Genomic DNA, 23,070 nt, shown 5'->3' with positions numbered 1-23,070 from the left:
CTGGTCGACCAAGCGATCGCGATGTACATGCCCGAGCTGGCTGCCGAACAACGCGACCGGTCCGCCGAGCAGCGGTACTTCACCATCGACCACGACCAGGTCTCCTTCGCCGGCACCAGCCGCGTCCACGGCGAACTGGATCTGGCTGATGCCATCGACCTCGAAGACGCTGTCCGCCGGGGCGCCGAACAGCTCGCGGTCCTCGGGAACGAGGAGTCGCTGGACGTGCGCCGGTCGCTGGCGGTCGGGATGCTCGCGCGCGGACAGCAGGCCATCGAGTTCGATACGGCTGGGGTGGTTTCGGCAGGCTCAACCACCAGGTCTGCGCCCGCCCGACAGATCGTGCTCTACGTGCACCTCTCCCAAGCCGCCCTGACCTCCGGCGACCCGCTCGCACCCGCCTGGCTGGAGAACGCGGGCGGACACCTCGTCACGACCGGGCAGGTCGCCGACTGGTGCGGGGCTTCGGCAGGCTCAATCACCGGGACCACGAAGATCACCGTCAGGCCTGTCCTCGATCTCGCCGAGACCCTGCACTCGGCCGGCTACCAGCCCAGTCCGACGTTGACCGAGCAAGTGGAGCTCAGGGATCGCACCTGCGTGTTCCCCTGGTGCAACCGCCCTGCCCGAGGCTGCGACAAGGACCACATCGTCCCCTGGGAGTCGGGCGGTCCCACGTCGAGCGACAACCTCGCCGCACTGTGTCGACGACATCACCGCTTGAAGACCCACGGCGGCTGGACCTACACCATGCTCACCCCCGGCACCTACCTCTGGCACAGCCCCCACGGACACACCTGGCTCCGAGACCGCACCGGCACCACCGACCTGAGCCCGCCGACCGTGCCCAGCCCGGCGGACCCACCCGACCAGTAGCCACCCCGCCCCGCACCCGGCGCACGCGCCGGGCTGCCGGCATGCCCAACGGCCCGGCTCGGCTACCGGTAGCGCTCGGGGTCGGGCAGCAGCTCGTTCATCGACCCGGAGCGGAAGCCGAGCGGGTCGACCTCCACCTCGGCGAAGCCTGCGTCGCGGACCGCGGCGAGGACGACGGCGTCGACGTGCGCGACGAGCTCCCCATCGACCTCGAGCCGGGCGCGGTCGCCCAGGTCGCGCACCCGCAGATCGCGCACCACGTGCCCGGCCGCCTGCAGAGCCTCGCGAGCCGCGGCCTCGGCCGCCTCGACCCGGGCGAGGCGCTCACGGGTGATCGGCACGCCGTAGGCCACGCGGGAGCTCAGGCAGGCAGCGGCGGGCTTGTCCCACGTGGCCAGGCCCCAGCGTCGCGAAGCCTCGCGCACCTGTTCCTTGGTGAGACCCGCGTCGAGCAACGGGGTGACGGCGCCGTGCTCGGCGGCCGCCCTGATGCCGGGGCGGAAGCCCGCGCGGGCGTCGTCGGCGTTGGTGCCGGTGGCGACGTACGCGAACCCGTGCTGTCGGGCCAGGGGACCGAGCACCTCGAGGAGCTCGGACTTGCAGAACGCGCACCGGTCGCCGGCGTTGGCGACGTAGCCGTCGCGGGCCAGCTCGTCGGTCTCCGGCGTGAGCACCTGCACACCCAGCGAGGCGGCGAACTCGAGCGCCGGCTGTCGCTCGGAGAGCGGCAGGGACGGCGAGTACGCCGTCGCGGCGACGACCCGGTCGGGGCCGAGGACACGCACCGCCGCGGACAGCAGGAACGCCGAGTCGGCTCCCCCGCTGAACGCCACCATCAGCCGCCCGCGCTCCCGGAGGTCGGCCTCGAGTGCCGCGAGCCGGGTCTGGAGCACGTGCTCGTCGAGCCACGCCGGGAACTGCCCGAGGTCGTCGAGCACCACGTGGGTGCCCGCCTCGACCAGGGCCTCGCGCGTGCAACCGCCGGTCAGCACCGACACGCTCACCGCACCGGCGGCCAGGGCACCGGCGACGTCGTGCACGTGGTCGCCGACGTACACGGAGGCGCCCTCGTCGCGCAGCACCGCGGCCTTGCCCTCGCCCCAGACCATGCCGGCGACGAGGTCGACGTCCAGGCCGAGGTGGTCGACGTGGAGCTGGGCGTTCGGCGTGTACTTGCCGGTGACCAGGAGCGTGCGGCCGTGGTGCCGGCGTACGGCGGCCAACGCTTCGGCGGCGCCGGCCAGGGCAGGCGTCGGATGGATCGCGTGGTCCGGGTACAGCGCACGGAACCGGTCGGTCGCGGCCGGGAGCTCAGGTTCGGGAAGGTACGGCGCGAGCATCTGGTCCAGCGGCGGCCCGAGCGCCGCGGCCAGTTCGTGCGAAGGGAAGGCGACGCCGAGCTCGTCGCCGAGGGCGTCCAGTGTGGCGACGACGCCCGCGGCCGTGTCGATCAGGGTCAGGTCGAGGTCGAACCCCACCACCAGACCGCTGCTCCCGACCACGCCGCCAGCGTACGGGGACGAGGGACAGACCGGCGACGTGGTTTCGAGGCTCGCTGGCGCTCGCACCTCAACCACCGGGAGGCGAGCCGCCGCTCAGGGCAGCCGGGCGCGCACCACCTCGTCGAGAACGCCCAGCGGCAGCGAGCCGTTGTCGAGCACGGCCGAGTGGAACCGGCGTACGTCGAAGCCGTCACCCTGCCGCTGCTGCGCCTCGTGGCGCATCCGCAGGATCTCCAGCCGGCCGATCATGTACGACGTCGCCTGGCCCGGCACGAGCAGGTACCGGTCGACCTCGGGCCGGCAGACACCCTCGGTGAGGGGCGAGTTCGCCAGCATGTAGTCGACCGCCTGCTGCCGGCTCCAGCCCAGCGCATGCATCCCGGTGTCGACGACGAGCCGGCACGCGCGCAGGGAGTCCGCGGAGAACATGCCCATCCGGTCGACGGCCCCGCTGTAGAGACCCATCTCGTCGGCGAGCCGCTCGGTGTAGAGCCCCCAGCCCTCGGCGTACGCCGAGTTGTGGATGTGCTTGCGGAACTCCGGCACGTCCTGCAGCTCCGCGGAGATCGCGAGCTGCAGGTGGTGGCCGGGGATGCCCTCGTGGAAGGCCATCGACTCGAGCTCGAAGGTGCCCCACGACTCGGGCTCCACGATGTTGATGAAGAACGTGCCGCCACGGGATCCGTCGGCGGCCGGCGCGTAGTAGTAGGCCTTCGCGCCGGCAGTCGTCCCCTGCACCGAGCAGGGCGCCTGGGGCAGCACCTCGAACCAGGCCGGCATCGCGTCCCACGCCCGGTGCATCGCGACCCGCGCCGCGTCGATCAGCTGGTCGCCGTGCTCGAAGTGCAGCTTGGGGTCGGTGCGCATCGCGTCGAAGATCTCGTGCAGGTCGTCGGTGCCGACGACCTCGGGCCCGAGGGAGCGGTACTCGTCGGCCAGCTGGGCCACCTGCTGGAGCCCGATCTCGTGGATCTCCTCCGCGGACTTGTCCGTGGTCGTGTAGTACCGCAGCGCGCGGCCGTAGGCGTCGTCACCGTCGTCGAGCCAGCACAGCCCCGCCCGGTCGTCCGGACGCGTCGCCGGCAGCACCTCGGCGAGTGCCTCGCGGTACGCCGCGAGACCCGGTCGGATCGACTGCTCGATCGCGTCGACCATGCGCCGGCGCCAGGCGTCGGCCTCGACGCCGTCGGGCAGCGCCGTCGTGCCGAGCAACGGGTCCTGGTCGGCCGGGACGGCCAGCGCCGCGTCGATCTGCGCGATCGTGCCGCTGACCGCGAACTCCGCCGAGACCCGTCCGGCCGCCCGGCCCTCCCGCTGGCGCTCGGCGAGGTCGCGGAAGTAGCGCCCGATGCCGTGGAACTTCTCCACCATCGCCTCGGCCACGTCGGGGGTCGGCATGCCGAGCATGCCGATGACCACGGGGAGCTGGGTCTGGTGCCCGAAGATCGGGTCCGCCGCATGGGTGGCGAACCGTGCCTCGATCATGTCGGCACGCGCACGCGCGTCGCTGACCAGCACGTCACGGGTGATCCGCTGCTGCGCGTCGAGGTCGGCGTCGGCGATCGCCTCACCCACCGCCACGAAGCCACGGAGCTCGGCGATCTGCCGGTCCTCCTCCTCGCGGGTGGGCACCTCGAACCGGTCGGCCCAGGCGTACTGGCCGAGCACGTGCGCCTCGGTGGGCAACGCGTTGAGGTACGCCGCGAAGTACTCCGCTGCCAGGTCGTCGATGTAGCTGCTCAATGCTGTTCCTCTTCTGGTCCCGCAGGACGGTCGAGCCCGAGACGGGCAGTGGTCTCCTCACGCATCTGCACCTTGCGGATCTTGCCGGTCACCGTCATCGGGAACTCGTCGACCAGCAGGACGTAGCGAGGGATCTTGTAGTGCGCCAGCTTGCCGGTGGCGAAGGCACGGACCGCGTCGGCGTCGAGCGGCGTGGACCCGGGGCGCATCCGGATCCAGGCGCAGAGCTCCTCGCCGTACTTCTCGTCGGGCACCCCGATCACCTGCACGTCCTCGACGTCGGGGTGGGTGTAGAGGAACTCCTCGATCTCGCGCGGGTAGATGTTCTCCCCGCCGCGGATCACCATGTCCTTGATCCGGCCGACGATGTTGCAGTAGCCGTCCTCGCGCATCTCGGCGAGGTCGCCGGTGTGCATCCAGCCATCGGCGTCGACGGCCTCGGCGGTCTTCTCCGGATCGTCCCAGTAGCCGAGCATCACCGAGTAGCCGCGGGTGCAGAACTCGCCCGGCTGGCCGCGCTCGACGGTCTCGCCGGTCAAGGGGTCGACGATCTTGATCTCCACGTGCGGGTGCACCCGGCCGATCGTCGCCGTACGCCGGTCCAGGTCGTCGTCGCTGCGGGTCTGGCACGAGACCGGGGAGGTCTCGGTCATGCCGTAGGCGATCGACACCTCGGTCATGTTCATGTCGTTGATGCAGCGCTTCATCACCTCGACCGGGCACACCGCACCGGCCATCACCCCGGTGCGCAGGCTGCTCAGGTCGTGGTCGGCGAAGTCAGGCGCGTTCTGCATCGCGATGAACATCGTCGGCACGCCGTACACGCCCGTGCAGCGCTCCTCCGCGATCGCGCGCAGCGTCGCCGACGGGTCGAAGCCGGGCCCGGGGATCACCATGGTCGCGCCGTGCGTGGTGCAGCCGAGGTTGCCCATCACCATGCCGAAGCAGTGGTAGAAGGGCACCGGGATGCAGAGCCGGTCGTGCTCGGTGAAGTTGATCAGCTCGGTGGTGAAGTACCCGTTGTTGAGGATGTTGCGGTGCGACAGGGTCGCGCCCTTGGGGTAGCCGGTCGTGCCCGAGGTGTACTGGATGTTGATCGGGTCGTCCGGCTGCAGCGTCCAGGTGAGCAGCTCGAGCAGGGTCACGCCGGGGTCGTGCACGTTGTGCTCGGTCCACTCCGGGCTGCCGAGGAAGACCACCTCGTCGAGGGTCGGGACGTTCGGGCGCACCTCCTCGACCATCGCGCGGTAGTTGCTGCCCTTGAACTCCTCCGCGCTGACCAGCAGCTTCACCCCGCTCTGGTTCAGCGCGTACGCGAGCTCGTGGGTGCGGTAGGCCGGGTTGATGTTGACCAGGATCGCGCCGATCTTGGCGGTGGCGTACTGGGTGATCGTCCACTCCGCGCAGTTGGGCGCCCAGATGCCCACCCGGTCGCCCTTGCCGATCCCGGCCCGGATCAGGCCGATGGCGAGGGCGTCGACGTCCCGGTCGAGCTCTGCGTAGGTCCAGCGTCGCCCGGTCGCGACCTCGACCAGTGCCTCCCGGTCACCGTGCGCGGCGACGGTCGCCTCGAAGTTCGCACCGATGGTCTGGTCCAAGAGGGGCGGGTCGGTCTCCCCGCGCGCGTAGGACTCCATGCCCCGACCTTAGAGACCTCGGCCAGATCCGGACAGTCCCGGCGAGCGGGCCCCGCGTCCGGCCGGGCTCAGGCGTCGCGCTTCTCGAAGAGCGCGTACGACGCCGCCATCAGCACCACCGCCAGGCCGCCGAACACCAGCGCACCGCCGAGCGGCGACAACGGGTCACCGAAGGTGCCGGTCGGGTGGCTGATCACGTCGACCATCCGGTTGCCGGCGAGGAACGGCAGGAAGCGCAGCACGTCGGTGTGGTCGCGCAGGCCCGGCACCAGCAGGAAGAACACCTGGATGAGGTGCTCGATCAGCAGCGGCCAGAGGAACAGCGCCACCAGTGCGAAGGCCTGCGAGCGGGTGGTGGCGGTGAACGCCATCGCGAGCCAGGCGAGCAGCACGCCGAACACGACCTGGCGCCCGATGATGCTCCAGGTCTCCCCGCCGAAGACGCTGAGGTACTGGTGCAGGTAGATCATCCCGACCAGCCCGGAGAGCACCTGGGTGACGAAGGCGACCACCGCGACCCACACCGCGACCACCACGAACTTGGCGACCCAGAGCGCGGTGCGGGAGTTCAGCGCGGTCAGCGAGGCCCGGATCATGCCGTGGCGGTACTCGTGGCCCCACGCGAAGATGCCCAGGATCGCGAGCACGAAGCAGACCACGCTCGGGATCTGGCCGCTCGCGGCGAGCTGCGTGACGATCGCCGGACCGAGGCCGTCCAGGTCGCTCTCGCTGATGCCCGACTGGGAGAAGTCGTGGTGGATCGCCCACGAGAACAGCGTCGAGATGCCGACGCCGAGCACGACCGCCAGCGCGGTGAGCCACCAGGTCGAGCGGATCGTGCGGATCCGCATCCACTCGTAGGCGAAGGCCGACCTCATGCCGCACCTCCGCCGGTGGCCTGGAACTCCTCGGAGCCGGCGGTGCGTTCGAGGAACGCCTCCTCGAGCGTCGCCACGCGCGTCGAGAGCTCGTGCAGGCGCACGCCCTCGTCGAAGGCCAGGTCGCCGACCGCGTCGACGGTGAGACCGCGCACCACGAGGGTGCCGTCGTCCCCGGGCTCGACCTGCGCTCCCCGGGACTGCAGGGCGGCGGCGAGCGCAGACGCGTCCGGCGTACGTACGACGACGGCGCTGGCCTGCGCGCTGTTGACGAACTCCGCCACCGGGCCGGTCGCGATCAGCCGGCCCCGGCCGATCACCACCAGGTGGTCGGCCATCAGCGCCATCTCCGACAGGAGGTGGCTGGAGACGAAGATGCTGCGGCCCTCGGCCGCCAGGGACTTCAGGAACACTCGCATCCACTGGATGCCCTGCGGGTCGAGGCCGTTCGCCGGCTCGTCGAGGATCAGGGTGTGCGGGTCGCCGAGGAGGGCGGCGGCGAGCCCGAGCCGCTGGCCCATGCCCATCGAGAAGCTCTTCGGCTTGGCCTTCGCGACCTCGGTGAGCCCGACCAGGGCGAGCACCTCGTCGACGCGCGCACGTGGGATCGCGTTGGCCGCGGCCAGCATCAGCAGGTGGTTGCGGGCCTTGCGCGTCGGGTGGAACGGCTTCGCCTCGAGCAGCGCGCCGACGTGGCGCATCGGGTGCGCCAGCTCGACGAACGGCCGGCCGTCGAACGTGGTGCGGCCGACTCCGTTGTCCAGGCCGAGCATCAAGCGCATCGTCGTGGACTTGCCGGCTCCGTTCGGTCCGAGGAAGCCGGTCACGCTGCCGGGCTGGACGTCGAACGACAGGTCGGTGACGGCCGGCTTGCCGCCGTAGCTCTTGCCGAGACCCTGAGCCGCGATGGTCGCCATGGCCCGATCCTGCCATCCGAGCCGAGAACTCGTGAGGAACGAACGAGGTCTCGACGCGAGGAGGTTGAGGGAGCCCGCGGGTGAGCCTGCGAACCCGCGACGGCGGCTCGAAATCTTCACCGAGGCCTCAGCACCCACTGTCATCCCCAGGCCGTCCCTAGAATTGGCCGGATGCCCACCTCGAGCCCTGCCGGCGGACCAGCACCGGCGCCGCGGACCCTCGCCGACCAGCTGCGCAGCTGGCCCGACGAGCGGCTCGCGACGCTGTTGCGGCTGCGCCCCGACCTGGCGGCTCCGGCGCCGGCGGACTCCGCACAGCTCGCCGGCCGCGCGGTGGTCCGTACGTCGGTGGTCCGGGCGGTCGACCTGCTCGACCGGCTCGAGCTGGCGGTCCTGGCGGCGGTGGTCCAGGAGGGGCCGACCGGGAGCGAGCGGATCCGCGAGGTGGTGCACGCGTCGCCGGCGTCCGTCGACGCGGCGCTCGGCCGGCTGAGCGACCTCGCCCTGATCTGGGGGACGCCCCAGGTCTGGCGACCGCTGACGGTGGTGGCCGAGCTGCTCGGCGTACCGGCGGGGCCGGAGGCGACCGCTGTCCCGGGCCTCCTCGCGGCGCTCGACGACCGGGCCCGCGCGATCCTCGACCACCTCGACGAGACCGACGCGGCGGGCACTGTGGCCGAGACCCGTGTGCCGGTCCGTCCGCAGGACGCGACCACGCCCACCGAGCACCTGCTCGCGCGCCGGCTGCTGGCGCCCCGGGGCGACCGGCACGTGGTGCTCCCCTGGAACGTGCTGCTCCACCTGCGCGGCGGCCGCTCCACCCGCGAGCGGGTGGACGAGGAGCCGGTGCTGGCGGCCGGCGAGCGCGACGCCCAGATCGTCGACCGGGCCGCGGCGGGTGCCGCCCACGAGCTCACCCGCCGGGTGGAGATGCTGCTCGAGCAATGGGCGGTCCGCCCGCCGGGCGGTCTCCGCACCGGTGGCCTCGGCGTCCGCGAGCTGCGGGCGGCTGCGGACCTGATGCACGCGGACCTCCCCGTCGCGGCGCTGGTCGTCGAGACCACCGCGGCCGCCGGCCTGCTCGCGCTCGGCATGAACGACGAGCTGGACTCCGCCTGGCTGCCGACCGACGCGTACGACGGATGGGCGGCCCGCTCGACCGCCGAGCGGTGGGCCGTGCTCGCCCGGGCGTGGCTCGACAACCCGCGGCTGGTGTCCGCGGTCGGGGGCCGCGACGGCGACAAACCCGTGAACGCGCTGTCCCCGGGCCTGGAGCGCGGCTGGCTCCCGGGCGACCGGCACTCGGTGCTCCGCGAGCTCGCCACCCTGGAGCCCGGTCACACCCTCGCCGCCGGCACCGGCGTCGCGTCGCTGGTCGCGCGGCTGCAGTGGCGACACCCCCGTCGCCCGGCCGGACGGCTGGCCCACGTCGCGACGATGCTCGACGAGGCGGCGACCGTGGGCCTGGTCGGGCTGGGTGCGGTCGCGTCGTACGCACGTCCCCTCCTCGACGGCGAGGACGTCGGGCCGGGTCTCGACGACCTCCTCCCCGCGCCGGTCGACCACGTGCTGATCCAGGCCGACCTCACCGCGGTGGCCCCCGGCCCGCTGGAGCGCACCTTCGCCCACCGGCTCGGGCTGCTCGCCGACGTCGAGTCGCGCGGGGGCGCGACCGTGTACCGGTTCTCCGCGGACTCCGTCCGCCGGGCCTTCGACTCCGGGTGGTCGGCGATCGAGGTGAAGGACTTCCTGCGCGCGTCCTCCCGCACGCCCGTGCCGCAGGCTCTGGACTTCCTCGTCGAGGACGTCTCGCGGCGCTTCGGCACCCTGCGAGTCGGCGTCGCGGAGTCGTTCCTGCGCAGCGACGACGAGACCGCGCTCACCGAGCTGCTGCACCACAAGGACGCCGCGTCGCTCCGGCTGCGGCGGATCGCCCCGACCGTGGTGGTCTCCGACGTGCCCCTGCAGGTGCTGCTGCCCCGGTTGCGCGAGCTGGGCGCGGCTCCGGTCGTCGAGGCGCCCGACGGCACGGTGCGGGTGGCCCGGCCCGAGGAGTTCCGCGCGCGCACCCCGAAGCACGCACGCACCGCCGGCCGCGACGCCGCGCGGCAGGCGGCCCGCGTGGCCGCCGTCGTCGCCGCGGTGCGGGCCGGTGACCGCGCCGCCGCCGAGCGGCCCTCACGCGGCCCGGCCACCACACCGGCCGACGTGATGGCGGTCCTGCGCGAGGCGGTCGAGTCGCGCCGGGAGGTGTGGATCGGCTACCTCGACAACCACGGCACCAGCACCGAGCGCATCGTCCGGCCGGTCGACGTGGGCGGCGGCCAGCTGTCGGCGTACGACGAGCGCACCGACGAGGTCCGCAGCTTCGCGATCCACCGGATCACGCAGGCGCGCGCGACCGGGTGACCCTCAGCTCTCGCAGTAGGCCTTGATGCCCTCGACCTCGGTGCGCAGGTAGCGCCGGGTCAGCCTCGCCGTGACCAGCCCCACCAGCGGGCCGAGCGGACCTTCCTGGTCGAGGAGCGCGGTCACGCGCGCCGTGCCGGGCCCGGTCGCGACCACCCGGTGGGTGCCGGTGGTCGTCACCCCGCGCGCCCGGGCCACCCAGGTGAACGACTCACCCGGGACCAGCTCGGTGACCTGCCAGATCGCGACCGGCAGGCGCGGCTGCCGGATCCGCGCGCGTACGCCGACCCGCAGCGGCCCGCGGTCCAGGAGCTCGACGCTCGTGACGCTGCTGGTCCAGGAGGGCCAGTGCTCCACGTCGGCGTACGTGTCGAAGACCGTCTCGGCCGGCGCCACCACGTCGATGCTGGCTTCGAAGCGCATGCGGCCGAGCGTAGGCGGGTCAGCGGACGACGCGCATCCAGAGGTCCACGCCGGTCGGCACCTCGTCGACGCTGATCTGCTCGAGCGGGACGGACCGGCCACCCTCGACCTCGAAGAGCCGCGTGCCGTCGCCGAGCAGCACGGGCAGGACGGCGACGAGCACCTCGTCGAGCTCACCGGCCTCGAGGCACTGCCGGGCGACGTCCGCACCGAGCACGCAGACGTACCCGTCGCCGGCTGCCACCTTCGCCGCGGCGAGCCCCGATCCGAGGTCGGACACGAAGGTGACGTCAGGGGCCGACGGCTGCTCGGGGTCGTGGGTCAGCACGAAGGACGGCCCCGACCAGGTGCCTCCGAAAGCACCCTCCTGCTCGGTGCCCCGGTTCGGGTCGTCGCCGCGGAAGGTGCGGCTGCCGATCAGCAGCGAGCCGATCCGCTCCTGCAGCGCGTCGACCGGAGGGTTCGGTCCCAGGTACGGGCGCATCCAGGACAGGTCTCCTCCGGGTCCGGCGATGAAGCCGTCCAGCGACATCGCCGCGGAGTAGAGCACGGTGGCCATGCCCGCAGCCTTCACGCCGGGGCACGGCCCCGCAAGCGCCAGCTCAGCCCAGCAGCTCGGCGACCGCCGACCGCGCGGACTGCGGGTCGGCGGCCGCACGAGCCACCTCGGCGGCACGCCGGCAGAGGGAGAGGTGGGCCTCTGCCAACGTGGCACGCACGGCGGGCACGGCGCGCGGCGCCATGGAGAGCGAGCGCACGCCGAGCCCGACGAGAACGACAGCGAGGTGCGGGTCGGCCGCCGCCTCGCCGCAGACACCGACCGGGAGCTCGCGCCCGGACGCACCCGTGCAGGTCGACGCGACCAGGTCGAGGAGCGCCGGCTGCCACGGGTCGAGGAGGGGCGCGACGTCGCCGAGCTGGCGGTCGGCCGCGAGTGCGTACTGCGCGAGGTCGTTCGTGCCGATCGACGCGAAGTCGACCGACCGGAGCACCTGGGCCGCCCGCAGGGCCGCGGACGGCACCTCCACCATCACGCCGACATGGTGGAGGCCCGTCCCGCGCGCCAGCGAGGCGAAGGCGTCGGCCTCGGCCGGGGTGGACACCATCGGCGCCATCACCCACGGCTCCGTGCCGGTGCGCGACGCCGCCTCGGCGAACGCCCGCAGCTGCCGCTCGAGCACGTCGAGGCGGGAGGTGGCGGTCCGCAGGCCGCGCACCCCGAGCGCCGGGTTCTCCTCCTCGGCGAGGCCGAGGAAGGGCACCGGCTTGTCCGATCCGGCGTCGAGCGTGCGGAACACGACGCGGCGCTCGCCGAAGGCCTCGAGCACGGCCGCGTAGGTCTCGATCTGCTCGGCGAGCTCGGGCTCCTCGGTGCGGCCGAGGAAGAGGAACTCGGTGCGGAACAGTCCGATGCCCTCGACGTCCTGGCCGGCGGCGGCGACAGCTTCATCGACGGTGCCGACGTTGACGAGCAGCTTCACCGGTACGCCGTCCGCGGTCGCGCCCGGCCCGGTGGCCTGCGCGCGCCGTTCGGCGACCTGCTGCTCCCGTGACTCCACGGAGGCCACCAGGTCGGCGTCGGGGTCCAGGTGCACCTCGCCGCGGGTGCCGTCGACCAGCACCTCGTGCCCGTCCAGGGCAGCCCGGGCGCCGGGGCACGCGACCACGGCGGGGATGCCGAGCGAGCGGGCCAGGATCGTGGTGTGGCTGGTCGGGCCGCCCTGCTCGGTGACGATGCCGACGACCACCTGAGGATCGAGCAGGGCGGTGTCGGCCGGGGCCAGGTCGCGGGCGACCAGCACGTAGGGATGACCGGGACGGGGCAGCTCGGCGGGGGCACGACCGGCGAGGCTGTCGGCCAGGCGAGCACCGACGTCCTCGACGTCGGGTGCTCGCTCGGCCAGGTAGCCGCCGAGCCCGCGCAGCTGCTCGGCGTACGTCGAGGCCGCGGAGCGGACGGCTGCCTCGGGCGTCTCGCCGGTGTCCACGCGGGACTTCGCGAGGGCGAGCAGCTCGGGGTCGGCCGCGAACATGACCAGCGCCTCGAGCACCTCGGCCCCTTCGGGGCTGGTCGCCGCGGCCGCCCGGAACCTCAGGTCGGCCACGACCCTGGCGGAGGCGTCGTCGATGTCGGCCGCGGGCTCGACGGCGACGGCCGTGCCGGGGTCCCAGCCCACGGCGCGGGCGTGCACCGAGCCGTGGCTCGCGGCGACGCCGGTCAGGGTCGTGACCACGGTGCTCATGACGCCTTGGCGTCCCGATCGACGGAGAGCTCGTCGACGAGCCGGGCGAGCACCGCGTCGGCGTTCTCACCCTCGGCGCTCAGCTCGACGACGTCTCCCTGGCGGGCGCCCAGCGACAGCACGCTGAGGATGCTGGCCGCGTTGACGTGCTCCTCACCGGGTCGGCCGATGGTGACGGTGACCCCGGAGCGGACCGCCTCGCCGGCGATCCCGACGAAGAGACCGGCCGGTCGGGCGTGGAGCCCGACGGAGCTGGCGATGACTGCGGTGCGAGTCGGCATGACTACTCCTGGTGTTGGGTGCGGACGGTACGGATGGCTGTGCAGTGGATCAAGGTCCTGGAGCGCAGGTGGGGCCGGCTTTCGGGGCTACACGGCCCCACCTGCGTGCTCGGTCGACGTCGCCGGCCTCGCGGCTCAGACGGTCGCCATGTTCGTTGCTGCGTGTGCGCCCGAGACGGAGACCTCGTCCTCCGCCACCTCGGTACGGCGTACCGACTTGGCGAGCACGACCAGCGCGGCCGTCACGCCGGTGCCCACGAGGATCGCGAACAGGTAGCCGGGGATGCCGCTGATCAGCGGGGTGACCCAGATGCCGCCGTGCGGTGCGGCCAGCTCGCTGCCGAACGCCGCCACGAGGCCGCCGGTGATGCCGGAGCCGACCATGATCGACGGGATCACGCGCAGCGGGTCGGCCGCCGCGAACGGGATCGCACCCTCGGTGATGAACGAGGCACCGAGCAGCCAGGCGGCCTTGCCGTTCTCCTGCTCGGGCTCGGTGAACAGCTCCTTGCGGACGACGGTGGCCAGCGCCAGACCCAGCGGGGGCGTCATGCCCGCGGCCATCACCGCGGCCATGACGGTCAGCTGCGTGCCGTGCGAGGCGATCGCCGCGGCGGTGAGGCCGGTGGTCGCGAAGGTGTAGGCCACCTTGTTGACCGGGCCGCCCATGTCGAAGGCCATCATGAGGCCGAGGACGACGCCGAGCAGGATCAGCGAGCCGCCGGACATGTTGTTCAGGCCGGCCGTGAGCTTCTCGGTGACCCAGGACAGCGGGCGGCCGAGGACGACGATCATCAGGCCGCCGGTGATCAGCGTCGCGACCAGCGGGATCAGCACGACGGGCATGATGCTCGCGACCGCCTTGGGGACCCGCCAGCGGCTGACCCAGAGGGCCACGAAGCCGCCGAGGAAGCCGGCGACGATGCCGCCGAGGAAGCCCGCGCCCACGACGCCGGCGAGCGCGCCGCCGACGAACCCGGGAGCGATGCCGGGCCGGTCGGCGATGCCGAAGGCGATGAAGCCTGCCAGGGCGGGGACGAGGAACCCGAAGGCGGCCACGCCGACCTGGAAGAGCAGGGCTGCCCACTGCATCCCGGAGGTCGCGTCGAAGTGCTTGATCAGGTCGGCGATCGGGATCTTGGTGACCTCGATGGCGCCGTTGTCGCCCCCGGCGAAGCGGGCGATCATGAAGCCGAAGGCGATCAGGATGCCGCCCGCGGCGACGAACGGGATCATGTAGCTCACGCCGGTCATCAGCCACTGCCGCACGCGGGTGCCCACCCCGGCGTCGTGGTCGACCTTGGTGGTGAGGCCGCGAGACGAGCCCGCGGGGGCAGCCGCCGTGACGACACCGGACCGGGCGGCCTGGACGGCCTCCTCGACGATCGCGGCCGCGCCGTTGATCGCGCGCTTGACCGGGGCGGTCACGGTCGGCTTGCCGGCGAACCGGTCACGCCCGCGGACCTCGACGTCCGCGGCGAAGATCACCGCGTCGGCCGCGTCGATGACGCTCTGGTCGAGGGCCTGCAGCCCACCGGCGCCCTGGGTCTCGACCTGGATCTCGTGCCCCGCGTCGCGCGCGGCCTGCTCGAGTGCCTCGGCCGCCATGTACGTGTGCGCGATACCGGTCGGGCACGACGTGACAGCTACGAACTTCATCGGTTCTCCACCTCGCTTCGGATGAGCTCGACGACGTCCTCCGAGTCGCCTGCGTTGATGAGTGCCTCGCGGAAGGACTGGTGCACGAGGCGTCGCGCCAACGCGGCCAGCACCGTGAGGTGCTCGCCTTCCCCGTCGTCGGGCGCAGCGATGAGGAACACGATCCGGGCCGGACCGTCCTCCGCACCGAAGTCGATGCCGGCACTGGACCGGCCGAAGACCAGCGTCGGCACGCGCACCGCGGCCGACCGGGCGTGCGGGATGCCGATGCCGCCCTCGAGACCCGTCGCCATCTGGGCCTCCCGGGCCCGGACGTCGGCGAGCATCTGCTCCACGTCGGTGACGCGGCCCGCGTCGTACGCGAGCTGGACGAGGCGCCGGATGGCGGCGTCCTTGTCCGCGGCGTGGCCGTCGAGGTCGAGGTCGACCAGCGCGGGCGTGATCAGCCCGACGTCGGTCACAGGGTCGTTCATGCGCTCTCCAGGTGGGTGAGGGTGGCCGCAGCGGCCTCGGTGATGTGGACGTCGTCGGGGCGCACCCGGTCGGGGGCCGGTACGCCGGTGCCGGGTGTGGCGACCGCAGCGGTCGCCCAGGCGATGCCGGACCGGAGACCGTCCTGCGCGCTGCCCTCGACGGTCAGGCCGTAGAGGAAGCCGGCGAGCAGGGCGTCGCCGGCGCCGACGGTGTTCTCGACCTGCACGCGGGGACCTGTGCCGTGCCAGGCGCCGTGGCGGTCGACCAGCAGGGCGCCGTCGGGGCCCAGGCTGCAGACCACGGTCAGGCCGTTGCCGTTGACCAGGCCGTCGCAGGCCTCGACCACGTCGTCCAGCGTGCGCAGCTCGACGCCGAGCACCTCGCTGAGCTCCTCGCGGTTGGGCTTGACCAGGTCGGGGCGGGCGGTGAGCGAGGCGGCCAGCGCGACCCCGGAGGTGTCGACGGCCCAGTGGGCGCCGGCGGCGCGGGCGGCGCGCCCGATGGCGGCGTACACCTCGGGGTCCTGCCCGGGGGCGATCGACCCGGCGGTCACGACCCAGTCGCCCGGCCCCACACGAGCGATGACGGCGTCGGTGATCGCCTTCAGCTCGCGCGAGGTGAGCGGGACGCCCGGCTCGTTGATCTTCGTGGTGGTGCCGTCGGGCTCGACGATCGAGACGTTCGCCCGGGTGCGGCTCTGGACCGGTACGGCGACGTGGTCGACCCCGGCCTCGACGAGCCCGGCGACGAGCGACGCGCCGGTGGTGCCGCCGGCGGGCAGGACCGTCACGACGGGGACGCCGTGGGCGCTCAGCGCGCGGGCCACGTTGACGCCCTTCCCGCCCGGGTCGGTGTGGTTGTAGAGCGCGCGCTGGACCTCGCCGCGCTCGAGGCTCTGCACCCGGAGGGTGCGGTCCAGGCTGGGGTTGAGGGTGACGGTCGCAATCATGCCCGCACCACCTGGAGCCCGGCGGCCTCGAGGCCGCTGACCTTCCGCGGGTCGAGCCCGCCGTCGGTGATGAGCAGGTCTATGTCCTCGATGCCGGCGAACGCGGCGAAGTGGTTGACCCCGTGCTTGCTGCTGTCGGCGAGGGCGACGCTGCGACCGGCGCAGCCGATCAGCGCGCGCTTGGTCGCCGCCTCCTCGGCGTCGGGCGTCGTGAACCCTCGCTCGGGCGAGAACCCGTTGGTGCCGAGGAACGCCACGTCGACGTACAGCTCGCGGAGGAAGGCCACCGAGGCCTCCCCGACCGCGGCCAGCGTGCGCGAGCGCACCCGACCGGGGACGACGTGCACGGTGAGGTTCGGACGTCCGGCGAGGGCCATGGCGATCGGCAGGCCGTTGGTGACGACGGTGAGCTCGCGGTCGGCCGGGATCGCCTCGGCGAGGCGCAGCGTCGTCGTGCCGGCGTCCAGCGCGATCGCGCCGTCGACGGGCAGCTCGTTGAGAGCGGCCTTGGCGATCGCCTCCTTCTCCGAGGTGGCCACCTGCTCGCGGGTGTCGACGGCGGGCTCGAAGCCGAGCCGCTCGACGGGGATGGCGCCGCCGTGGACCCGGCGGAGCACGCCGGCCCGCTCCAGCGCGGTGAGGTCGCGGCGCACCGTCTCGGTGGTGACGCCCAGGCTGTCGGCGAGCGAGGCGACCTCGACGCGGCCCTCGGCGCGGGCCCGGGTCACGATCGCCGCCTGCCGCTCCTCTGCGTACATCGCCGCTGCCTCCTCGGACTTCCCGCCGGCCTCACCGGCCGGGTGTGACGTGCGTCTCTTCGCTCACTACACACCCGGAACCAACAGAAGTCAAGAGATTCCAACAGAAACGGGCATCAGTCCACAACGAAACCCACGAGGTCCGATTCGTGCCCTGCTCGCTCGTAGACTTGCGCGGTCATGACGAACCCCGGCCCGCTCATCGTCCAGTCGGACAAGACCGTGCTCCTCGAGGTCGACCACCCGCAGGCCGAGGAGGCCCGGCGCGCGATCGCGCCGTTCGCCGAGCTCGAGCGCTCCCCCGAGCACGTGCACACCTACCGGCTGACGCCGCTCGGGCTCTGGAACGCCCGCGCGGCCGGTCACGACGCCGAGCAGGTCGTCGACACGCTGCTCACCTACAGCCGGTACGCCGTGCCGCACGGCCTGCTGGTCGACCTCGCCGAGACCATGGCCCGCTACGGCCGGCTGCGCCTGGACAAGCACCCGGTCCACGGCCTGGTGCTGACCAGCACCGACCGGGCCGTGTTCGAGGAGGTGATCCGCAGCAAGCGGATCGCCGGCATGCTCGGCGAGCGTCTCGACGACGCGCCGGGCAGCGAGGGCACGGTGGCCGTGCACCCCTCCGAGCGGGGCAACCTGAAGCAGGCGCTGCTCAAGCTCGGGTGGCCCGCCGAGGACCACGCCGGGTACGTCGACGGCGAGGCCCACCCGATCGCGCTGGTCGAGGACGGCTGGGCGTTGCGCGACTACCAGAAGCAGGCGGCCGACTCCTTCTGGCACGGCGGCTCCGGGGTGGTGGTCCTGCCCTGCGGCGCGGGCAAGACGATCGTCGGCGCGGCCGCGATGGCGCACGCCCGGGCGACCACGCTGATCCTGGTCACCAACACGGTGAGCGCGCGCCAGTGGAAGCACGAGCTGGTCAAGCGCACCACCCTCACCGAGGACGAGATCGGCGAGTACTCCGGCGCCCGCAAGGAGATCCGTCCGGTCACGATCGCGACGTACCAGGTGCTCACCACACGCCGGAAGGGCGCCTACACGCACCTCGAGCTGCTCGACGCCCGCGACTGGGGCCTGGTCGTGTACGACGAGGTGCACCTCCTCCCGGCTCCGATCTTCCGGATGACCGCCGACCTGCAGGCCCGGCGCCGGATCGGCCTGACCGCGACGCTGATCCGCGAGGACGGCCGTGAGGGCGACGTGTTCAGCCTGATCGGGCCCAAGCGGTTCGACGCGCCGTGGAAGGACATCGAGGCCCAGGGCTGGATCGCGCCGGCCGACTGCGTGGAGGTGCGGGTGACCCTGCCCGAGGGCGAGCGGCTGGCCTATGCGACCGCGGACGCCGACGAGCGCTACCGGCTGGCCAGCTCCACGTTCGCCAAGACCCGGGTCGCCGAGCGCCTCGTGCGCCAGCACGCCGGCGAGCCGACCCTGGTGATCGGGCAGTACCTCGACCAGCTCGACGAGCTCGGCGAGCACCTCGGCGCCCCGGTGATCAAGGGCGAGACCACGGTGAGGGAGCGCGAGAAGCTCTTCGAGGCGTTCCGCCAGGGCGAGATCGACCTGCTCGTGGTCTCGAAGGTCGCGAACTTCTCCATCGACCTGCCTGAGGCCGCGGTGGCGATCCAGGTCTCCGGCAGCTTCGGCTCACGCCAGGAGGAGGCCCAGCGCCTGGGCCGGCTGCTGCGTCCCAAGCGCGACGGTCGGACGGCGCGGTTCTACACGATCGTCAGCCGGGACACCGTCGACGCCGACTTCGCCCAGAACCGCCAGCGGTTCCTGGCCGAGCAGGGCTACGCCTACCGAATCGTGGACGCCGGGGACATCCCCGACTGAACTGCCCGCGCTTCGGTGGTTGAGGTGCGGTTGCGCAGCAACCGCCTCGACGCCGCTGGTTGAGGTGCGGTTGCGCAGCAACCGCCTCGAAACCCGGTGCCGCCCGTGGGGGCGTCCGGAGGTTTCGAGGTGGTTCCTGAGCCTGCCGAAGGGCTCGCTGGCGCTCGCCCCTCAACCAGCGGCGCGGGCTAGAGCCTCGGGAGCTGGCCCGCGAAGAGCTGCTGGCGCAGGGCCGGCGGGACGCCGCCGCTCGCCGTCCGGGCGTAGCGGCTCGACGGTGCGGGCACCTTCGGGCAGTTCACGTCGGACCGGGTGCCGGCCAGCCGCGCGGGCAGCGTGCCGTTGGCGAGGAAGTCGGCGATCCGGTCGTCGACGCAGGACACGCCCGAGAGCGAGCCGGCGTGCGTGGTGCCCCCGACGCCCGCGATCAGCGCGGACGAGGGGAACAGCGACCGCACCTTCAGGGCACCGGAGTACGGCGTGGCCGCGTCCTTGGTCTCGTTGACCAGCAGGAACTTCGCGCCCGCGGCCGCCGCGGCGGCACCACTGATCGGGATCCGGCTCTGCGACGCAGCCGGCCAGGTCACGCACGGTGCGTTGAACCAGGTGTTGTCCCAGGCCAGGAACGGGTGCTTGCGGTGGATCCGCCAGGCGTCGAGCACCTGCTTGTGCCAGGACGGCCGACGGACGTCGGTGCACTGGGTCGCCAGGTACATCGCGTAGCCGTTGTCGTCGCCCATGTTGAGCTGCCGGTAGATGTCGAACATCGCGAACGCGCGACCCTTGCGCACCAGCGCGGAGTACGACGCGGCGATGTAGTCCCAGTTGTAGACGTAGTAGCCGGCGTTGATCATCGCGTCGGTGAGCTCGTCCGGACCCAGCCTGCGGTGCGCGAGCGGGTGCCGGTCGAGGCGCTTGAGCAGCGCGTTGTAGCCCTTGCGGATCGCGCGCCCACTGGTGCCGAGGTGGTAGCGGTGGTTGTGGCGGGCGACCCACTTGAAGAAGATGTTGATGTTCCGGTCGAAGCCGCGCTCCTGCTTGAGGTTGGCGCCGTACCAGTAGTCGACCGGGTTGACCACGCCGTCGAGCACGAACTTGTCGACGTTGCCCGGGTACGTCGTGGCGTAGGCCTGGCCGAGGTAGGTGCCGTAGGAGAACCCGTAGAAGCTGATCTTCGGGGCGCTGAGCGCGACGCGCAGGCTCTCCATGTCGCGGACGGTGTCCATCGTCGACACGTGCCCGAGGAGCCGGGCGGCCGCGCTGGCACCGCACTGGGCGGCGTACCGGCGGGTCTTGGTCTTCCAGAAGTGCATCAGCGCGCGGGTCTTCGGCACGTAGTTGGGCCGGTTGACGCCGAAGTAATGGGTGTTGCAGTGCAGCGACGGGGTGCTGTCACCGACTCCGCGGGGGTCGAAGCCGATCCAGCTGTACTGCTTGCCGACGTTGTTGGGCACGTTGCCGGCGAGCGCGACCAGACCGGTGCCCGAGGCGCCGGGGCCGCCGGGGTTGGCGAGCATGTAGCCCAGGTTGGGAGTCGCGGTGGCCGGTCGCATCCGCACGGCGAGGGTGATCGTGTTCGCCGCGCTGGTGTCCGGGTTGGCGTAGTCGAGGGGCACGGCGAAGTTCGCGCACTGGTCGGGGGTGCCGTCGCCGCAGCCGGCGAAGGTGATGGTCGGCGTGTACGCCGAAGCCACGGTGCGGACCGTGCCGGGTGACGCGGTCGCGCCCTCCAGGCCTGTCAACGACGCCAACGACACTGCCAGTACTGCCGCCACGAGAACGGCTACGAGACGCTTCACGACTCCCTTTCCGGGCCGGTCCGGTCGACTTGCCCCGGTTCACCCTGTCCTGACCGTGCTGCCCATGTCCACCGAAACGCCGAGAAACCCGCCGGGCGGGTGCTCCGGCAAAACCGGTTTCGTCGGCGGCGGGCCGCTGGTAGCGTCGCGCGGCCGAAGGAGCCCGCCGTGTCCTCAGCCACGCCACCGTCCCCGCCCGCCGACCTCCCCGCCACCGACGTCCCCGCCGATCTCCGCGTCGAGCAGGCCCACCTCGACGAGTCCCGCGCCGCTCTCGCCCGGATGCGCGCCCGCACCGAGAGCCTCGACTCGGCCGCCGCCGGCGACTGGGTGAGCCGGGAGTTCCTCGAGGCCGCCTTCGCGGAGCGCCGGAAGGCCCTCGCGGACGACCCGACCGTGCCGCTGTTCTTCGGGCGGGTCGACTACCGACCCGACGCGCCGGACGTCGGTGGCGAGAGCCTGCACGTCGGTCGCCGGCACATCACCGACGAGCGCGGCGACCCGATGGTGGTCGACTGGCGCGCCCCGGTGAGCCGGGCCTTCTATCGCGCCAGCCGGTCCGAGCCGCTCGGCCTGGCGCTGCGCCGGCGCTACGGGTTCGTGCGTGGCCGCCTCACCGGCTTCGAGGACGAGGCGTTCGGGGAGGCTCGACCCTCGGGTGCTGCGCAGGTCGAGGACGAGTACTCCGCCCTCCTCGAGGCCGAGATCGAGCGGCCGCGCGTCGGCCCGATGCGCGACATCGTCGCGACCATCCAGCCCGAGCAGGACGTCATCGTGCGGGCCGACCTGTCCCGCTCGGTCTGCGTGCAGGGTGCCCCCGGCACGGGCAAGACCGCGGTCGGGCTGCACCGCGCGGCGTACCTGCTCTACGCGCACCGCGACCAGCTCAGCCGGCAGGGCGTGCTGGTCGTCGGGCCGAACGCGTCGTTCCTCCGCTACATCGGTGACGTGCTGCCGGCCCTCGGCGAGATGGCGGTCGGGCAGACCACGATCGAGGAGCTGGTCGCGACCACGCTGCGGCACGCACATGCCAAGGCAACGGTCCGCGGCTCCGACCCGGCGCCGGTCTCGGTGCTGAAGGGGGACGCCCGGATGGCCGAGGTGCTCTCCCGCGCCGTCTGGTCCCACCTGGTCGCGCCGACCGAGGGGCTGGTCGTCCCGCGCGGTGCGGCCCGGTGGCGGGTACCGGCGTACGAGGTGGAGGAGACGATCGCCACGCTCCGCAGTCGCGAGGTCCGGTACGCCGCCGCGCGGGCCATGCTCGCCCAGCGTCTCGCGCACGCGGTGCTGGTGAAGATGGAGAACGCGGGCGACTCCCCCGACGACCGGGTCCAGGACGCGGTGGCCCGCAGCCGACCGGTCAAGCAGTACGTCGACGCGGTGTGGCCCGCGGTCGACCCGGCCCGCGTCGTCCTGCGACTGCTGTCGGACCCGGACTTCCTGGCGACGGCCGCCGACGGCCTGCTCAGCGCCGACGAGCAACGGCTGCTGCTCTGGCCGAAGCCGGCCAAGGCACCCGGCTCCGCGCCGTGGTCGCTCGCCGACGCCGTGCTCGTCGACGAGGCCCACGACCTGGTCGCGCGCCAACCGTCACTGGGCCACGTCGTGCTCGACGAGGCGCAGGACCTGTCCGCGATGATGCTCCGCGCGGTCGGCCGGCGCTGCACCACCGGCTCGGCCACCGTGCTCGGCGACCTCGCCCAGACCACCACGGCGTGGGGCGTGGGCTCGTGGCCGCGCGCGCTGGCCCACCTGGGCAAGCCGGACGCCGTCGTCGACGAGCTCACCCGCGGCTTCCGCGTGCCCGGCGAGGTGATCGAGTACGCCGCGAGGCTGCTACCTCGCATCGCCCCCGAGCTCACCCCGCCGGTGTCCGTGCGAAGGGCGCGAGGCGAGCTCGACGTGGTCGCGACCGATCCCCTCGGAGCCCTTCCGGCGGCCGTCTCGCGGGTGCTGGAACGCGTCGGCTCGGTCGGGCTGATCGTGCCCGACGCCCTGGTCGCCGACGTCGTGCGCGTGCTCGACGGCCACCCGCTCGCGGTGGTGGGCACCTCCGACCGGGAGCAGGTCGAGTTCGACGTCCGCCTCGACGTCGTACCCGCGTCGCTCGCCAAGGGCCTCGAGTTCGACCACGTGGTGCTGGTCGAGCCTGCCGCGATCGCCGCCGGCGAACCCGACGAGGTCACCGGCCTCCGGCGCCTCTACGTCTGTCTGACCAGGGCGGTGACGTCGCTGGTCGTGCTGCACGGCGAGCCGCTGCCCGCCGCGCTGCGCTAATCCTCCATCCCTGACGAGGTCCTCGCCTTACACGCATGTTTCAAAAAGCCTCCATGTGGGGCCTGAACGAACCTCCGACCTCCTTCACGTTCGCGTGCGGTCGTGCGGTCGCGCTGTCGGCAGTGCCGGGTTCGGGTCCGGCCAGCTGGTTGCCCGGGCGGACAACTGGCAGCGCGCGGATCTCTGCGGCGGTTGTGGCGCGAACTCACTCGCTTGAACGGCCGGCCATGGGTTCTGGCGCTGTCAGATCCTCGCCGCCGGGTGTCCGATCCTGACGAGGATTAGTGATCCCACCTTCGTCGCCGAGGCGTCGTCGGGAGGTGATGGGGCAGTGACCTCGCCGAGAAACGCGAACCAGTCGGCGTACCAGGCAGCCCATAGGCGGAACACCCCACCTCGCGCGACG

General features: G+C 72.6%; 16 protein-coding genes and 1 pseudogene. 4 read left to right on the top strand and 13 right to left on the bottom strand.

The features are described 5' to 3' along the window. The coding region (locus EFL26_RS01545; RefSeq protein WP_245999940.1) for an HNH endonuclease signature motif containing protein at window positions 1-876 on the top strand (876 nt) is incomplete at its 5' end. 62 nt (window positions 877-938) lie between these two features. Here EFL26_RS01545 and larE read toward each other — a convergent pair. The 5 genes from larE to EFL26_RS01520 all read right to left on the bottom strand — a co-directional run bounded on the left by larE (window position 939) and on the right by EFL26_RS01520 (window position 7,553). Next, window positions 939-2,378, bottom strand: a complete 1,440-nt coding sequence (gene larE / locus EFL26_RS01540) for an ATP-dependent sacrificial sulfur transferase LarE (protein ID WP_221176795.1) — start codon at window positions 2,376-2,378, stop codon at window positions 939-941. A 93-nt stretch (window positions 2,379-2,471) separates the two neighbouring features. Then, window positions 2,472-4,121: a DUF885 domain-containing protein gene (locus EFL26_RS01535; protein ID WP_123221113.1), complete on the bottom strand. Its 1,650-nt coding sequence runs from the start codon at window positions 4,119-4,121 to the stop codon at window positions 2,472-2,474. Then, window positions 4,118-5,758: an AMP-binding protein gene (locus tag EFL26_RS01530; protein WP_123221112.1), complete on the bottom strand. Its 1,641-nt coding sequence runs from the start codon at window positions 5,756-5,758 to the stop codon at window positions 4,118-4,120. The genes EFL26_RS01535 and EFL26_RS01530 overlap by 4 nt, the downstream gene beginning before the upstream one ends. 68 nt (window positions 5,759-5,826) lie before the next feature. Beyond that, complete coding sequence (locus EFL26_RS01525) at window positions 5,827-6,636, bottom strand: hypothetical protein (protein ID WP_123221111.1); 810 nt, start codon at window positions 6,634-6,636, stop codon at window positions 5,827-5,829. After that, the gene (locus EFL26_RS01520; RefSeq protein ID WP_123221110.1) at window positions 6,633-7,553 is read right to left on the bottom strand and encodes an ATP-binding cassette domain-containing protein; all 921 of its coding nucleotides are present in this window, start codon (window positions 7,551-7,553) and stop codon (window positions 6,633-6,635) included. Before EFL26_RS01520 ends, EFL26_RS01525 begins: the two co-directional genes overlap by 4 nt. Window positions 7,554-7,724: 171 nt before the next feature. On the opposite strand from EFL26_RS01520, the gene EFL26_RS01515 reads away from it, so the two are divergent. Further along, window positions 7,725-9,962: a helicase C-terminal domain-containing protein gene (locus EFL26_RS01515; RefSeq protein ID WP_123221109.1), complete on the top strand. Its 2,238-nt coding sequence runs from the start codon at window positions 7,725-7,727 to the stop codon at window positions 9,960-9,962. A 3-nt stretch (window positions 9,963-9,965) separates the two neighbouring features. Here the strand turns inward: EFL26_RS01515 and EFL26_RS01510 are convergent, their stop codons facing one another. The 7 genes and pseudogenes from EFL26_RS01510 to EFL26_RS01475 form a co-directional block, all read right to left on the bottom strand. After that, window positions 9,966-10,385: an SRPBCC family protein gene (locus EFL26_RS01510; RefSeq protein ID WP_123221108.1), complete on the bottom strand. Its 420-nt coding sequence runs from the start codon at window positions 10,383-10,385 to the stop codon at window positions 9,966-9,968. A 19-nt stretch (window positions 10,386-10,404) separates the two neighbouring features. Next, window positions 10,405-10,944 (bottom strand): dihydrofolate reductase family protein, encoded by a 540-nt coding sequence (locus tag EFL26_RS01505; RefSeq protein ID WP_123221216.1) that lies wholly within the window; start codon window positions 10,942-10,944, stop codon window positions 10,405-10,407. Window positions 10,945-10,987: 43 nt separating this feature from the next. Then, a complete protein-coding gene (ptsP, locus tag EFL26_RS01500) occupies window positions 10,988-12,628 on the bottom strand; it encodes a phosphoenolpyruvate--protein phosphotransferase (RefSeq protein WP_123221107.1) in 1,641 nt (546 codons plus the stop codon). Further along, a complete protein-coding gene (locus tag EFL26_RS01495) occupies window positions 12,625-12,909 on the bottom strand; it encodes an HPr family phosphocarrier protein (protein ID WP_123221106.1) in 285 nt (94 codons plus the stop codon). Before EFL26_RS01495 ends, ptsP begins: the two co-directional genes overlap by 4 nt. 135 nt (window positions 12,910-13,044) lie before the next feature. Continuing rightward, a pseudogene (locus tag EFL26_RS01490) lies at window positions 13,045-15,041 on the bottom strand (PTS fructose transporter subunit IIABC). Then, window positions 15,038-15,991 carry a 1-phosphofructokinase gene (pfkB, locus tag EFL26_RS01480; protein WP_123221104.1) on the bottom strand — a complete coding sequence of 318 codons (954 nt, stop codon included), beginning with the start codon at window positions 15,989-15,991 and terminating at the stop codon, window positions 15,038-15,040. Before pfkB ends, EFL26_RS01490 begins: the two are co-directional and overlap by 4 nt. Next, a complete protein-coding gene (locus tag EFL26_RS01475; RefSeq protein ID WP_123221103.1) occupies window positions 15,988-16,749 on the bottom strand; it encodes a DeoR/GlpR family DNA-binding transcription regulator in 762 nt (253 codons plus the stop codon). Before EFL26_RS01475 ends, pfkB begins: the two co-directional genes overlap by 4 nt. Before the next feature lie 180 nt (window positions 16,750-16,929). Between EFL26_RS01475 and EFL26_RS01470 the strand changes: the two genes are divergently transcribed. Beyond that, window positions 16,930-18,588, top strand: coding sequence for a DNA repair helicase XPB (locus EFL26_RS01470; RefSeq protein ID WP_123221102.1), 1,659 nt, complete (start codon window positions 16,930-16,932; stop codon window positions 18,586-18,588). Between the two features lie 188 nt (window positions 18,589-18,776). Here the strand turns inward: EFL26_RS01470 and EFL26_RS01465 are convergent, their stop codons facing one another. After that, entirely contained in the window at window positions 18,777-20,282 is a 1,506-nt protein-coding gene (locus EFL26_RS01465; RefSeq protein WP_148046599.1) for an alpha/beta fold hydrolase, read from the bottom strand. A gap of 273 nt (window positions 20,283-20,555) precedes the next feature. Between EFL26_RS01465 and EFL26_RS01460 the strand changes: the two genes are divergently transcribed. Then, window positions 20,556-22,664, top strand: coding sequence for a HelD family protein (locus EFL26_RS01460; protein ID WP_245999939.1), 2,109 nt, complete (start codon window positions 20,556-20,558; stop codon window positions 22,662-22,664). The last annotated feature ends 406 nt before the right edge of the window (window positions 22,665-23,070 follow it).

The organism is Nocardioides pocheonensis (genome assembly GCF_003725535.1).
Classification (GTDB): domain Bacteria; phylum Actinomycetota; class Actinomycetes; order Propionibacteriales; family Nocardioidaceae; genus Marmoricola; species Marmoricola pocheonensis.
Note: the sequence above shows the minus strand (reverse complement) of the source record. Positions and strands in the feature narration are given on the sequence as shown.